This is a genomic window from Pontibacter sp. H249 (genome assembly GCF_037892465.1).
Lineage (GTDB): Bacteria > Bacteroidota > Bacteroidia > Cytophagales > Hymenobacteraceae > Pontibacter.
This window is the reverse complement of record NZ_JBBKTR010000008.1, coordinates 1-14,322: the sequence shown is the minus strand read 5'-3', so window position 1 is coordinate 14,322 and position 14,322 is coordinate 1. Positions and strand designations below refer to the sequence as shown.

General features: G+C 44.4%; 17 protein-coding genes. 5 read left to right on the top strand and 12 right to left on the bottom strand.

Translation table 11 applies throughout. From position 1 onward, the window contains the following. Nucleotides 1-16 precede the first annotated feature (16 nt). The 3 genes from WG943_RS11385 to WG943_RS11375 all read left to right on the top strand — a co-directional run bounded on the left by WG943_RS11385 (nucleotide 17) and on the right by WG943_RS11375 (nucleotide 2,411). Nucleotides 17-601 (top strand): methyltransferase, encoded by a 585-nt coding sequence (locus tag WG943_RS11385; RefSeq protein ID WP_340409073.1) that lies wholly within the window; start codon nucleotides 17-19, stop codon nucleotides 599-601. 200 nt (nucleotides 602-801) lie between these two features. After that, entirely contained in the window at nucleotides 802-1,611 is an 810-nt protein-coding gene (kdsA, locus tag WG943_RS11380; protein WP_340409310.1) for a 3-deoxy-8-phosphooctulonate synthase, read from the top strand. A 32-nt stretch (nucleotides 1,612-1,643) separates the two neighbouring features. Further along, nucleotides 1,644-2,411: a DUF695 domain-containing protein gene (locus WG943_RS11375; protein ID WP_340409071.1), complete on the top strand. Its 768-nt coding sequence runs from the start codon at nucleotides 1,644-1,646 to the stop codon at nucleotides 2,409-2,411. Here the strand turns inward: WG943_RS11375 and WG943_RS11370 are convergent. Then, entirely contained in the window at nucleotides 2,408-3,193 is a 786-nt protein-coding gene (locus WG943_RS11370) for an O-methyltransferase (RefSeq protein WP_340409070.1), read from the bottom strand. The two genes, WG943_RS11375 and WG943_RS11370, sit on opposite strands and share 4 nt — an antisense overlap. Before the next feature lie 146 nt (nucleotides 3,194-3,339). After that, nucleotides 3,340-3,726, bottom strand: coding sequence for a Co2+/Mg2+ efflux protein ApaG (gene apaG, locus WG943_RS11365; RefSeq protein WP_340409068.1), 387 nt, complete (start codon nucleotides 3,724-3,726; stop codon nucleotides 3,340-3,342). Nucleotides 3,727-3,825: 99 nt separating this feature from the next. Here apaG and ung point away from each other — a divergent pair, with 99 nt between their 5' ends. Further along, nucleotides 3,826-4,488 carry a uracil-DNA glycosylase gene (gene ung / locus WG943_RS11360; protein WP_340409066.1) on the top strand — a complete coding sequence of 221 codons (663 nt, stop codon included), beginning with the start codon at nucleotides 3,826-3,828 and terminating at the stop codon, nucleotides 4,486-4,488. Between the two features lie 87 nt (nucleotides 4,489-4,575). Here the strand turns inward: ung and WG943_RS11355 are convergent, their stop codons facing one another. Further along, nucleotides 4,576-5,346, bottom strand: coding sequence for an outer membrane lipoprotein-sorting protein (locus WG943_RS11355; protein WP_340409064.1), 771 nt, complete (start codon nucleotides 5,344-5,346; stop codon nucleotides 4,576-4,578). Nucleotides 5,347-5,457: 111 nt separating this feature from the next. Between WG943_RS11355 and arsC the strand changes: the two genes are divergently transcribed. After that, nucleotides 5,458-5,799 carry an arsenate reductase (glutaredoxin) gene (gene arsC, locus WG943_RS11350; RefSeq protein WP_340409062.1) on the top strand — a complete coding sequence of 114 codons (342 nt, stop codon included), beginning with the start codon at nucleotides 5,458-5,460 and terminating at the stop codon, nucleotides 5,797-5,799. Between the two features lie 28 nt (nucleotides 5,800-5,827). Here arsC and WG943_RS11345 read toward each other — a convergent pair whose 3' ends face one another. From WG943_RS11345 to WG943_RS11305, 9 genes are all read right to left on the bottom strand, one after another. Continuing rightward, the gene (locus WG943_RS11345) at nucleotides 5,828-6,271 is read right to left on the bottom strand and encodes an SRPBCC family protein (RefSeq protein ID WP_340409060.1); all 444 of its coding nucleotides are present in this window, start codon (nucleotides 6,269-6,271) and stop codon (nucleotides 5,828-5,830) included. A gap of 41 nt (nucleotides 6,272-6,312) precedes the next feature. After that, complete coding sequence (locus WG943_RS11340) at nucleotides 6,313-8,421, bottom strand: ABC transporter substrate-binding protein (protein WP_340409059.1); 2,109 nt, start codon at nucleotides 8,419-8,421, stop codon at nucleotides 6,313-6,315. Between the two features lie 109 nt (nucleotides 8,422-8,530). Next, on the bottom strand, nucleotides 8,531-8,908 hold the full coding sequence (locus tag WG943_RS11335) for a DUF1622 domain-containing protein (protein WP_340409057.1): 378 nt from the start codon (nucleotides 8,906-8,908) through the stop codon (nucleotides 8,531-8,533). Between the two features lie 147 nt (nucleotides 8,909-9,055). Then, nucleotides 9,056-10,165, bottom strand: coding sequence for a signal peptidase I (lepB, locus tag WG943_RS11330; RefSeq protein WP_340409055.1), 1,110 nt, complete (start codon nucleotides 10,163-10,165; stop codon nucleotides 9,056-9,058). Nucleotides 10,166-10,180: 15 nt separating this feature from the next. Beyond that, nucleotides 10,181-10,897, bottom strand: a complete 717-nt coding sequence (gene dapB, locus WG943_RS11325; RefSeq protein WP_340409053.1) for a 4-hydroxy-tetrahydrodipicolinate reductase — start codon at nucleotides 10,895-10,897, stop codon at nucleotides 10,181-10,183. A 2-nt stretch (nucleotides 10,898-10,899) separates the two neighbouring features. Then, nucleotides 10,900-11,556, bottom strand: a complete 657-nt coding sequence (locus WG943_RS11320; RefSeq protein ID WP_340409052.1) for a DUF5683 domain-containing protein — start codon at nucleotides 11,554-11,556, stop codon at nucleotides 10,900-10,902. A 6-nt stretch (nucleotides 11,557-11,562) separates the two neighbouring features. After that, entirely contained in the window at nucleotides 11,563-12,480 is a 918-nt protein-coding gene (locus WG943_RS11315; RefSeq protein WP_340409050.1) for a ParB/RepB/Spo0J family partition protein, read from the bottom strand. 14 nt (nucleotides 12,481-12,494) lie between these two features. Further along, nucleotides 12,495-13,277: a ParA family protein gene (locus WG943_RS11310; protein ID WP_340409048.1), complete on the bottom strand. Its 783-nt coding sequence runs from the start codon at nucleotides 13,275-13,277 to the stop codon at nucleotides 12,495-12,497. A 7-nt stretch (nucleotides 13,278-13,284) separates the two neighbouring features. Continuing rightward, nucleotides 13,285-13,965, bottom strand: a complete 681-nt coding sequence (locus WG943_RS11305) for a metal-dependent hydrolase (protein WP_340409046.1) — start codon at nucleotides 13,963-13,965, stop codon at nucleotides 13,285-13,287. Nucleotides 13,966-14,322 lie beyond the last annotated feature (357 nt).

Sequence of the window (14,322 nt, the reverse complement as noted above, 5' to 3'; positions counted from 1 at the left end):
TTATAAACAAATTAGCATGAAGCAAGATTTTGATGCCGGCTATTGGCAAAAGCGATACTTACAAAATAATACAGGCTGGGATACCGGAAGTATAACGCCTCCACTTAAAAGTTATTTTGATCAATTGCAGAACAAAGACCTGCGCCTACTGATTCCAGGGTGCGGAAATGCTTATGAGGCAGAGTACCTGCACAACAACGGGTTCAAAAATGTTTTTCTGGTAGATGTAGCTCCTGCACCATTGCAGAACTTCGCACGACGGATGCCAGACTTCCCAAGGGAGCACCTGCTGAACCAGGACTTCTTTGAGCTGGAAGAAGAGTATGACCTGATCGTGGAGCAAACTTTCTTCTGCGCCCTCGATCCTGCGTTAAGGCCTGCTTATGCTCAAAAAATGGCTTCTTTGCTCGCTCCGGGAGGTAAATTGGTGGGTTTACTGTTTGATACCAACTTTCAGAAGCCAGGACCACCTTTTGGGGGCAGCCGGGAAGAGTATAAATCATACTTTGAGCCATACTTTAAATTTAGGCACTTCGAAACCGCCTATAACTCCATACCGCCACGCCAGGACAACGAGTTGTTTATACTTTTGGAGAAGTAGATTGTATAAGAAGCAGAACGGGAAAACGCTTGATTTTATGGTTTAAAACCTTATACCGTGCCGTAAGTTTGCGGCAGAAATAAACGATGCAGTCTCTTGCATTTACAACACTTAAACTCTCTAACTCCCAAACTTTCAACCTCTCTAACTTTATAGCTATCTTTGTAGCGCCAAAGAGTAATTATCAAAGTATAGAAATCATGTTTGAGATACCTAAATTAAAACATACCAATAGCGGCAACTTCTTTTTAATGGCTGGCCCATGTGCGATAGAAGGCGAGGAAATGGCGCTGCAGATCGCGGAACGACTGGCTACCCTGTCTGATAAACTTCAGGTGCCGTTGATTTTTAAAGGCTCTTACCGCAAAGCAAACCGCTCCAGGTTAGATTCTTTTACTGGCATTGGCGACGAGAAGGCATTGCGAATACTACAGAAAGTAGGGCAGGAGTTTGATCTGCCAACTGTTACTGATATTCACGAGTCTGACGAGGCTGCTATGGCAGCAGCGTACGTGGATGTGCTGCAGATACCGGCTTTCCTTTGCCGCCAGACCGACCTATTAGTAGCAGCCGCTAAAACAGGTAAGGTGGTAAACGTTAAAAAAGGCCAGTTTTTGTCGGGTGAGGCCATGCGTTTTGCCGTAGATAAAATACGCCAGTCTGGTAACGATAAAGTTATACTTACCGACAGAGGTAACAGCTTCGGCTATTCTGACATGGTGGTAGACTTCCGTAATTTGCCGGAGATGCAAACCAACAATGTGCCGGTGGTAATGGACGTGACGCACTCGCTACAGCAGCCAAACCAAAGCTCTGGTGTAACCGGAGGCAAGCCTGCTCTTATCGAGACGATTGCTAAAGCTGCCATTGCTGTAGGGGCAGATGGATTGTTTATAGAAACGCACCCGCAGCCAAGTATAGCCAAGTCGGATGGGGCTAACATGCTGCCACTCGACCAGTTGGAGGACCTGCTTCCCAAGCTGATCCGTATCAGACAGGCAATTCGCTAAGCTGAGAGCCATACAAGTTTAAATGTTATTTTATGAGTAATTCTCACCAACCCGATTGGGACGTTTACTTTTGCTACCTCGAGGATACGCCAGCCTTTATAAGTGTAGACCTGGGTTTGTATGATTTAGCTCCCTTGCCGGATAAACCCCACCTAATAGAGGTAGTGGTCGGTTTGCTGACCACCAATGAAGACGGTTTTCCGGATAATGAGGAGTGGACGAAGCTGGAGGAGATAGAAGATGTACTTGTGAATAGCTTTGAGCAGAAGCTGGAGGCAGTTTTTGTAGGTAAGACCCTAAACAGTGGCCGCAGGGGCTTATACTTCTACAGCGGCGATACGCTGCTGGTTGAGCAGATGGTGGATGAACTGCGTGAGCAATTTCCAGAGTATACTTTTGAGCACCAGTTAACAGAAGATCCCAACTGGGAGGTGTTCTTTGAGTACCTGTACCCGGATGAGGAGAGCTTGCTGCGCATTCATAATAACAAAATACTGCAACTACTGGAGGAGCAGGGAGACCAGCCCTTTGTACCGCGTAAAATAACCTATACGTTATACTTCCGGACAGCCGAAGACAGGGCTGCCGCAAAGTATGAAATAACTAACTCTGGCTTTGAGGTAGAGGAGGAAATAGAGTCGGAGGAATATGAGCTGCCTTTCAGCCTAGTACTTTCAAACCAGAGCAAGGCCGATGAAGAAACTATTTACCTTACCACCGAAATGCTGATGCAGTTAGCCATAAAGCACGACGGGGAGTTTGATGGTTGGGAAACGCAGATTGTGCAGGAGAACGACTAAAAGTATAAAGTAAAGTTTTCCTTTGGCTGCGAAGTCCGGAAGAAGACAAGACCTACATAAAAGAGATCGACAGTTTGAAGCACCTTCGGGTGCTTCTTTATTTCCTGCCACGCACGTTTCATCTCTGCAGACCAGTACAGGTCATCAATCACAAAAACACTGTACTCGTGGCTTTTTGTGAGACAAAGGTTAAAGTAGCGCATGGTAGGCTCGTAACGGTGGTTGCCGTCAAAGAATACAAAATCAAGTTGCTGTACTTGCTCTACCTGCTTTTGTAGTGTAACATTCAGGTTGCCAAGCACCAGCTGCACATGGTTTAGCCCCAGCTTTTTAAAGTTCTGCTGCGCCAACTGCGCAATATTGGGGCATCCTTCAAAAGTATAAACCTTACCTTTTCTGCGTGCCGAGGCCAGGTAACTAGTCGTGATACCCAGCGAAGTACCCAAATCAAAAATTGTATCCGGCTGAAAGTGGTTCACCAACCTGAACAGCAATTGCCCATACTTTTCAGGTTTAGCAGAAGATCTGGCAATATCTTTTACCAGCCGTTTTTTCTGTTTGCCTGCTTTGGGGCCAGCGCCAAAATCTGTTACCTCCAGTTGTGTCTCGTCCTGCAGCAGCTCGCTTCGCAGTGCCTCTACATTGCCGTAATCTACATAAAAGCCATCGTGTAGTATGACATTGTGGTATAGATCAAAAATGAACGGAGAATGCACACCGTGCAGTTTAAAAGCTTTTGCTCTGTAAATGGGGTAATAGGCGGCAAGGTGGATAGGGAGCACTAATCTGATCGTTGATTGTAGGGTGGTTGATTGGTTCAGGAGTTAGTAGAAAGCCTATAAAATTGCTGTCATTTCGAATGTAATGAGAAATTTGGAGTATCACAATTTAAAAGATGCCCCGCTTAGCTCGAAATGACATAACGAGCTTAATTCAGCTTATACGGCACGATCAGGTTAAACTCTGGTATGGTTACGTCAAACTTCTTTCCGTCTACCATGCGCTCCATTAAATAGGTGCCTCGCATCTTACCCATACCTGTTTTCAGATTGCATCCAGAAACGTACTCATGCGATTCTCCCGGCTCTAAAACCGGCTGTTGCCCCACTACGCCTTCACCCTCTACCTCGCGCACAACACCAGTAGAGTCATGTATGTACCAATGGCGGCGCAGTAACTTAACCGTAAACTCAGAATTATTCTCTATACTAATCTTGTAGGCAAATACATAATGCTGCTGCACAGGACTGGAGTAGTCTGGAAGGTAATTTGTGGTAACGGTAACTTTTACACCTTCTGTCGTTTTTGTATCCATGTTACAGAGTTTTTTGTATACTTTAGAACCATTTATGGATGCAATGGTTGCACCAAAGGTACTGATTGTGTTTTACCAAACTCACTACCCTCAACGCTTATGAATGTAAAGATAGAAGAAAGCTGGCAAAATGTGCTGCAAGATGAATTTGAAAAACCGTATTTCAAAAGTCTTGTCTCCTTTGTTAAAGACGAATACACTTCTCAAAAAGTTTACCCTCCAGGTGGCCAGATCTTCAATGCTTTTGAAATGTGCCCTTTTGATGAGGTAAAGGTAGTTATACTTGGGCAGGACCCTTACCACGGGCCAAACCAAGCAAATGGCCTCGCTTTCTCTGTTCGTGATGAGGTTCGGATACCGCCTTCACTGATAAATATCTTTAAAGAAATTAAAAGTAACCTGGGCAAAGATTTACCTGCAACAGGAAACCTGGAGCGCTGGGCTAAACAAGGTGTTTTACTCCTGAACGCCACTCTTACGGTAAGAGCTGGTAATGCAGGGTCGCACCAAAAAAAGGGTTGGGAGGAATTTACAGATGCCGTTGTGCAGCAGGTGAATGAAAAGAAGGAGCATGTTGTATTTATGCTGTGGGGAGCCTATGCTCAAAAAAAGGGCGCTTTTATTGATGAACGCAAACACCTGGTGCTAAAGTCTGCACACCCATCGCCTTTTGCTGCAGACAGAGGCTTTTTTGGGAATAAGCACTTTAGCAAAGCAAATGCCTATCTGGTAGAAAATGGTAAGGAGCCGATCGACTGGTAATGCTTAATTGCCTGTACAGCTCTTAAAGTAGCAGTGAGAAACTATACTTTCTAGTTTCTCACTGCTTTACATTTACCATGTTACTTATTACCACTTCACATTGGCAAACAGAGCCGGATCGTACCAAGCCTTGTCCATTGCCTTTGGGAAGCGCATGTTAAAGTATTCTTCTCTTAAAGTAGTTTTACCATCGGTTTTAAAGATGATTTCAGTGGCTACCCATTTGCCTTCCAGTTTCTGGTAATTGTTGATCTCCACATCACGAGGTGTACCTTTCGGGTTAGTTAACACCCGCACTACGTACAGCCGCTCTTTGTCTACCCAAAACTGAGGCGTGGTAGTATCAGCTGCATCCGTCGTACCAATTATATAAGCATCGCGGCCTTGCCATTTAGCTTCGGTCATCTTGGTAAGGTCAAAACCGATTTTCTGGAGCTTGTTTATACTTGCCTCCGGCTGCAGAAAGTATACATCGAAACAAAGCAGAAGGAGTGGGTGCAGTTGGAAAACTTTACCCTGTAGCTTGTTCTCTTTAAAAGTATACAGCGAATCCTCCCTGAAAATTACACCGTTGCCGCTCTCAAACCCATCAAAGCGAATACTCAGATAACCTGGCTGGCTGTATACTTCCTGCCACACTTCTTCTTTGGTTACTTTATCGCCTTCGTAGTAGATGGCGCGCTGCTCAAATGCAAAATTAGAGTACCACTTTTTGTGCCACTGGCTGTGCATGGCTTTAACAAGCTGATTGCCATTGGTAATGTTTTTGGATTTGCCGGGGGAGGTAAAGCTCCAGAGGTTTAGGCAGGCAAAGCAAATTGCCAGTACGCCAGCCCAAGTGTGTAATGTCTTTTTCATAGTAAATTTGATCAGATAAGGCGGCAATGTACTAAAAAGTTAAGGCACCTAGCTTTACTTTCTTGCTAAACCTGCGCACTATGTTTAATTTAGAACTACAAAATGTAAGCTATGATTAAGATATACCACAACCCAAGGTGCAGCAAGAGCCGACAGACTTTAGAGCTAATTACCACTGCTGGGCAGCAGCCACAAGTAGTAGAGTACTTAAAAACGCCACCCACTGGCACAGAGCTAAAGGACTTGCTGCAGAAGCTAAACCTGAAGCCTGAGCAGCTACTACGAAAAGGGGAGCAGCTTTACAAAGACGAGTATAAGGGCAAGCAGCTAACCGACGAGGAATGGATACAGGTTATGGTCGAGAACCCTGTACTAATTGAACGCCCTATTGTGGTAAAGGATAACAAGGCCGTACTTGGACGACCACCTGAAAATGTACTGGAGTTACTTTAGAAAAGGTTTTGAATCAAAAGCGCATTAATTAAGGCTTATCTTTTTCTAATATCATCTTAATTCGCTTTAGATCTTTGGTGTTGGCCTTGCGCATCATGGTCGCCATAAGTGGGGCAAAAATCTTAGAAAATCCAGATGGCTTTCCAGCATTTCGCAATATCATCCGGGTATGAGAGCTATCAATTGCTTCCCATTCGTAAGTAGTTTCCATCGGAAAAGGGCCTTCTGCCGTGCGCATCACTAATTTCTGCCCGGCAATGTACTCTATAATCTCATACGTATAGGCAAGCTCACGGCCCAAGAATGCCGCTTTAAAAGCAACCTGCGAGCCTAATGCCACCGGCTTGGGTGTCTGCCACACTGCCGACTTTATATTCTCATACCACTCTGGTGCGTTATCCGGGTTTGCAGCGTATGCAGCTACTTCAGCAAGCGGCCTATTAATCACAATGTCTGTTTGTACGTCAACCAATCTTTTACTTCTATAGTTAATAAGATTCAAATATACCTTCCTCAGGAGATTATAACGAAAGTAAAAGCAACAATGATGATCGGGAAGATGTAGTGCTGGTAAATTCTGGCTACTTTGCTTTCGGTGTCATACTTTTTGCGCTTTACAAATTGAAGAATAGATGTGCCGATCAGTGATGTGATCATAATATAGGTGAAGATGAAGATTTTATCTGAAATGGTGGCGTATTCCATTTCCGGTTTGTAAGCAGAAAAGTATAAGGCAATAGATGCCAGAAGCGAAGTAACCTGTATAGCCTCCAGCGTTTCGAAGCGGTGCAGCGGAATGTAAACCGAAAAGTATGTAACAATAAGTATAACAAGTAAAGGCGTGAGCACCTTTAAAAAGAAGTCTACTCTGGCTCTGGCTAAAACATACGTGTAACTGAATTTATAAAAAGGCAACGTTTGCTGCTTGTCTGTAAATGCACTGACATACTTTATAATGTCATGATCGTAACCAACATACTGATTGCGGTAGTGCCAGCCCTTCACCTCAAAAATAGAATCATTCAGGGCAGTATTGGAAGGCTGAATCAAAAACGGCTGCACTGCACTGGCAGGCTGAAAGTGTATGGAAAACTTCTGCTTATCAAAAGGATATTTCTTTAAATCAGGCTCAAAGAGAAATTTGCCTGAAACTTTATACATGTAGTTATAAAGTGTTGGCTGCCCTGCTAAGGTTTTCCTACTGATTGTTTTGATGTCGAGCAGGTACTCGTGGTTTGTTTCGCTTCTGGCTGCGTTGGTAAAATCTATTTGCTGCACCGAAACGGGGTTAGTAGAGTTAAGCTCCAGGTAAAATGTAGCGTAGAAGCTACCTTCAATATCGCTTATCCTGTTAATCTGCACCATATCCATATGCATATAAAATACGGGTACCTTCTTTGTGGTATCATTTACAAGCATATATTGATCTGGAGCAAGTATAGGTCTGTCGAGTTGAGAAGGTTTCCAGGCTAAAAGAACGTCGCCAGCTATGGCTTTGTCTGGTGTAAAATACCAATCATCGAACCAGCCTCTGTAAATATTGCCACCACGTATGTACTTATGCAGACCGTTATTTATGCGCTCCCTGATATCTTTTATATCTGCATCTCCTGTTTTGGCGGCTTGGGCTAAAATGCCAATGCTATCAGCGAGGCGTGCACTAAAACCAAGTTGTAACTCCATTGTCTCACCAGCTTCAATTTCTGTCATCAACGTGGGTATCTGTTCCTGAAGCCGCAAATTAAATGTGCCGGGTATTCCCACTACGTTTAAATCGTAAAGTTCTCCGGCTTCTTTGCCATCGGCCTGCGACACCACAAAGCCCATATCGCCCAACGCCGTGAAAATAGGAATTTGAATATTCCGTTTGCGCAACTCTCGTACTATACTGGAGGAGATACCACTCTCAAATGAAAGTAATAAAAAGTCGGCCTCCTTTGCCAGAAGGAGAGAGAGTGTGTCGTAGTCTGCTGCTGTAAAACTGTAATTAGCCGGATACCATTTCTCAAGTACAACTTTCGCCTTTGAATCGGACTTTTCTAATGCCATCATTCTATCCAAAAGGGCAATAGAATAGAGATCGTTGGCTTTACCAATAAAGGCAGGGCGTTTAAAATTGGACTTCAGCAACAGGTCGAATCGAGCAGCTACATCCTTTATCCCCTGTTCAGCGGAAAACATGGAAGGGTAATTGTCAAAGAGTGTAGTAAGCGTATAACCACCGATAAAAGGTACTTTGGCCGGACCAACTATTTCCGAAATTGCTTTAGAGCGTGTAGAGCTCCAGCAACCCACATAACCAATTAAATTTTTGTCTGATATAGTGTTCTGAACTACCTCTTTGGCAACCTCTGTGCTTCCTTCGTCATCTAAATATTTTACTCTTAGCTCTCTGCCGTTGATACCTCCTTGCCTGTTGATCAGATCAACTTTCATTTTGATGACATACCGCACCACCTCCATATCGGCTGGAGTTAGTTCGATGTTGTTGAGTATAACGCCTATAGTATAATGGCCTCGCAGAGAGGAATGCGTAAATTGGTTATAAAGAATGTATACTACGATAAGAACCCCTGTAAATACAATGGCAATCTGTTTGTATAATACATCCTTTTGAGGCATTACCTGCTTACTAAAACTTTGATCAGATCAAGGTTATACTTTAACATTTGTAAAGTATAGCGATGCACATCCTTGTATACGAAACCTGCTATAAAAGCGGTAAAGTATGCTAAGGTCCCTTTTCTAAGTGATCAGAAGTATCGGCTTTCTTGTATGTCTGCCATGGGAATTTGCCTTCTAGTTCTACTTGTAACGATAAGCTTAAGAAGGTACGGATCAACACAACTAAACCAAGGGTAAGCACTTTCGTCATGGTAGGCTCAGTAACTACAGTGGCAATAATATCGGCAGCAACCATTATTTCCAGCCCTAAAAGTATGGCTTTGCCTAAATCCTGGCGCAGCTGCCTGTACGACCTGGGGTGGGAGTCCCAAATAGGCACAAAGAACCGAAGTAGGGCAATGGCGGCTCCTAAGGCAATAATTATCACGCCAATTGCTTCTATTACCTGTGCAATATACTCTATATACAGCTTTATATATTCCATGATGTGGTGGGGCAGCAGCACTGTGCTTGCTGCCTCTTTTTATTGCCTTAAAACGACCTTACACCAGAACAGGTTATATATAGTAATAAAGCAGGAAAGCCAGACCGTTATGGCCTGGCTTTCCTGATTTATGAATAAAGTATAAACTTAGTCGATGATGTTGAAGATGCGGTTCCAGCGTATCTTACTCAGGAAGCTGCCATTCGGGTCGGTAGACATCCAGATCATAACGGCTTTGCCTACCACATGGTCAGCTGGCACAAAACCCCAGTAGCGTGAGTCAAGTGAGTTGTGGCGATTATCACCCATCATGAAGTAGTAATCCTGCTTAAACGTATATTGGTTTACTTCTTTGCCATCTATAAATAATTTACCGTCACGTATTTCGGCGTTCTCGTTGTGCTCGTTGTGCTCGTAGGCAAGTATAACACGCTCGTAAAGTGGTAAAGTATTTTCGTTTATGGCAACAGTAGCACCTTCTTTTGGTATGTACAGCGGTCCGAAATTGTCTTTGTTCCAGTCATACTTGCTAGGCACGTGCGGGAATACTTCTGGGTCGCCTTTGCCAGGTATATCTTTCAGCAGCATTACTTCCTTTACAAACCCCAGCGTTGCCAGTTCTTTAGCCTTCTCAGGAGAGGTATCAATTATGTAGCCTCCTTGCCAGCGGGTGATATCAGTAATCTCGCGGTCCAGGAAGAATTTATGGTTTAGGATATTATCTGTTGAGAGAAAATACTTGTACTGCATTTCTGCAGGGTTTTCAGCAGGTTTGCCGTTAATATACACCTGCATGTCACGGATAGTAATGGTATCACCGGCTATGCCAATACAGCGTTTAATGTAATTCGTACGCAGGTCAGCAGGATGCTCGTCTTCCGGCGGGTAGTTAAACACTACCACATCGCCACGTTGTACTTCCGAAAAACCCGGCAGGCGGTAAGAGTTCAGCTGTATGGCATCTGAGTAAGACGGAATATTAGTGCCCCAGATGGTTTGGTGCGTAAGTGGCACCTGTAATGGTGTAATAGGAGTACGAGGACCATAATGTAGTTTACTCACAAACAGAAAATCGCCAACCAGCAACGACTTCTCCATGGATGGAGTAGGGATGGTATACGCCTCAAAAGTAGCCCAACGGATTAAACTAGCCGCTATAACAGCAAAAAGTATGGCATCGCCCCACTCACGGGCAAAGCTCTTCTTCTTTTTAGGCTCCTTGGTTACAGGTTTCTTCTCCCAGAATTTTACGTTCATCAGTAAGTGCTATGGTTACAGGTTCAGCATGTCTTTCATGCCGTAAACGCCCTGGCGGCCGGCAAGCCACTCAGCAGCCATTACAGCGCCTTCGGCAAAACCAGCGCGGCTGTGGGCAATATGGCCAAGCTCTATCTGGTCTACCTCTGAGCTGTAGGTAACAATGTGTGTACCTACTACATCAGGCTCACGCTCCGAAGCAATGTTTAATTTACCTTTTTCTTCCGGATTATCAGCAACCCAACCTTCTAAATTCTTGTAGCTGGCAAGTATACCCTCGGCAGCTGTTATACCGGTACCACTTGGCTTATCTACCTTCTGCAGGTGGTGTATCTCACGTATTGCTACATTATACTCCTTGTACTCCTGCATTTTACTGGCGATGTACTCGTTAAAGTGGAAGAACAGGTTAACGCCTACGCTATAGTTAGAGGCATAGAAGAATGCGCCTTTTTTCTGCTCACAAAGCTGTTTTGCCTCTTCAAACTTATCTAGCCAACCTGTAGAACCGGAAACAACCGGAATACTATTGCTAAGGCAGTAAGAAATGTTTTCGAAAGCAGCCTCTGGGTGTGTAAACTCAATGGCTGCATCGGTATTGCTTCCATTATAGTTCTGCAGGTCTTCAGAATTGTTGTGATCTATCTTCCCAACAATGGTGTGGCCTTTGGCCTGGGCCATCTGCTCAATAGTTTTACCCATTTTGCCATAGCCGATCAAAAGTATTTTCATTTCTATTTAGCGTATAAAACAAGCGTCAAGCCGGGGGTCATATTGCGAAAATTACCATTAACCGGTATTATATCAGGCTGAACCCGCAATGAAAGGTCGTCGCTTACATCAAAGTCTTTTAAATGAGCATGTACGTAGGCCTCAGCAATGTTTAACCCATAAGCCAGCACAGACAGCATAATAGTAAGATCGCGGTTTCGGCGGTAAAAGTCACGGCTGTAGCGGAGATTCTCCGTGCCACGCTGGGTTGTAACACCGTTATTATTTAAATTGTAAACACCATATACACGGTCATTTACATACACATCACTAGAGTCGCGATTACGTCGATTCAAGGCTTCCCTAAAATCCTGGTACTTGGTGTTGTTGTCGATCAGGAAGTACCCAAGAACAGCACCCGTTGCGTAAATGATAGGTACTTTCCAATAAGATTTGTTATAAACCTGCCCAGCGCCGGGTATAACTGCAGAAAATAGCGCAGCCTTAGCAGGTTTATCCCAAGTGCTCAGAAAAAAGCGTTTCTGAGCTGTATCCGGTACTGCAACAGCCACCTGTACAGAGTCGGGGCCGGCGGTAACTACTTGGGCCTTAGCCGTAGCAGGGGAGAAGTATAAAAGTATACTTAGCAGAAACGCAACAGCACCAAAATGTAGCTTCATGTAGCTTTAGTAGTTTAGTATTTCTAAAATACGGTTTAACTCATCAACTGAAACAAATGGAATTTTGATCTCGCCCTTGCCATCGTTGTTTGCCTTTACCTGAATTTTAGTACCGAACTGTGATGTCAGCTTAGATTCAACCGTTTTCAGCTCCTCATCATACTTGTTAAATTGCAGCTTTTGCTGCGCATCCGGCTTTTTCTTAGCGTTCTGCAGGTTACGCACCAACTCCTCTACTTTACGCACCGACAGTTCTTTGGCAACAACTTCTTTGAAAACGTCTAATTGTTGCTCAATCGTATCGATGTTGATCAGGGCGCGTGCGTGGCCCATGCTAATGATGTTGTCGCGCAAGGCAATCTGAATATCTGGCGGAAGCTTAAGCAGGCGCAGGTAGTTAGTAACAGTAGTTCTTTTCTTGCCTACACGGTCGCCTAGTTCTTCCTGCTTCAGGCTACACTCTGTTAAAAGGCGCTGATAGGAGAGGGCGATTTCGATGGCATTCAGGTTTTCACGCTGAATGTTCTCGATCAGGGCCATTTCCAACATTTGCTGGTCGTCGGCCTTGCGTATGTAAGCAGGAATTACCTCTAAGCCGGCAATTTTAGCGGCCTGGTAACGGCGCTCACCAGATATTAGCTGGAACGTGTTCTGGTCCAGTTGGCGAACGGTGATAGGCTGAATAATGCCTTGTATTCTGATAGACTCTGCCAACTCTTCCAGTGCCGCCTGATCGAAATGCGTGCGGGGCTGGTATGGGTTGGTCTGTATATGGCTAATGGCTATATCTGCGATAGTATTAACTTCGTTAACGGTGGTTGATGACTCAGTTTTTCCGGTGTACTTGTTACCCTCCAGGAGAGAGCCCAGGCCTCTGCCGAGGCCGCCTTTGCGTTTAGCTGCTGAATTCTTGTTGTCGGACATGTAATCGTAATGTGTTATTTCGCCAGCACGACGCTGTTCTTCTCTGCTATCTCACGCGCCAGGTTCAGGTAACTAAGGGCACCCTTGCTTTCTGCATCGTGCAACAGGGCCGGTATACCAAAGCTTGGCGACTCACTCAACTTCACGTTTCTAGGAATAATGGTATCAAACACCATTTGCTGGAAATGCGTTTTTACCTCATCCACTACCTGGTTGCTCAGGCGCAGGCGCACATCATACATCGTTAAAAGTATACCCTCTATGGCCAATTCCGTGTTCAGGCGCGACTGAATGATCTTGATCGTGTTCAGCAGCTTACCTAAACCCTCCAAAGCAAAGTACTCGCACTGTACTGGAATCACCACAGAATCAGCGGCAGTAAGCGAGTTAACCGTGATCAAACCCAGTGAGGGAGAGCAGTCAATAATGATGTAATCATACTTATCCTTCAGAGGTTTAAGCGCCTCACTCATCTTCTCCTCACGGTTCGGAATGTCGATCATCTCTACCTCGGCGCCAACCAGGTCGATGTGCGACGGGATCAGGTCCAGAAACTCGATATTCGGCGACTGAAGTATAATATCCTCTACCTTTACATCCTCCACCATGCACTCGTAAATGCTGGTGGTAATGGTGGCAGGGTCGAAACCAAGACCAGACGTGGCGTTTGCCTGTGGGTCTGCGTCAACCAAAAGCGTTTTATATTCTAAAGCTGCTAAACTGGCGGCAAGGTTTATAGCCGTGGTGGTTTTACCCACGCCACCTTTTTGGTTTGCAACTGCAATAATTTTTCCCATTCTAAAACTATAGGTTAATTGTCTGACCTATCTCCATCAAAATAAGTTCTTTATCTGTCATTCTGGCTACCTCCTGCACTTCTTCCTGGTCAATTTTGATGTAAGGGAAGGTGTCGTAATGCATACCAATTACTTTATCTACCTGCACAAAATCGGCGGCAATCATGGCGTCATGAATATCCATGGTAAAGTTATCTCCGATCGGCATCAAGGCAAAATCCACATCAAATTGTTCCGGTATCAGCTTCATATCGTAGGTTAAAGCGGTATCGCCGGCATAGTAAAATGTTTGTTCTTCGGTTTCTACCACAAATCCAGCTGCCTGGCCTCCTGGTGTACCATCAGGCAAAGTACTGGAGTGTATGGCATTCACCATTTTAACAGTGCCAAACGGTAGTGTTACTTTACCTCCAATGTTCATCGGGTGCACGTTCTGGATGCCCTTTTCACCGTACCAGCTGGTAATCTCAAATGCAGCCACAATGGTGCTGTTATTGTTTTTAGCAATCTGTTCAGCATCGTGCACGTGGTCCTGATGGCCGTGTGACAGCAGGATGTAGTCAGCTTTTATGTCGTCTACGTTTATACTTGAGGCTAGCTCGTTAGGGGAAATGAACGGGTCGAATAACACGCGATTGTCTCCAATTTCGAATAAGAAGCAAGATTGTCCGTAGTACGTTATTTTCATAATTTCTAAAATTTAGTGCTGAACTAGTAACGTAAATTACCTGATACTTGCACAAAGATACATTTTTTTAGCCATAAAGATTGAAGTGTTCCACGGTTCGTTACCTTTTTTTATCCACCTATTTACCCACATTTTTTTGGTGCTCCGGGACTAATGAAAGAACTTTAGGAGAGGAGGTTTTTGTGCTATAGTTAGTCGAGTAACCTGAGCTAACCAGACAGCAATTGTGTGATCTAATTAAGTCACTATGTAGCTCAGGATTGGTTGTGTAATGATTGGCAGAAGTAGATCAAGTGTTGAAATAAGTACTATAATTGGTTGATCCTGGCAAAATAAAAATTGCATTATGAGTTATAC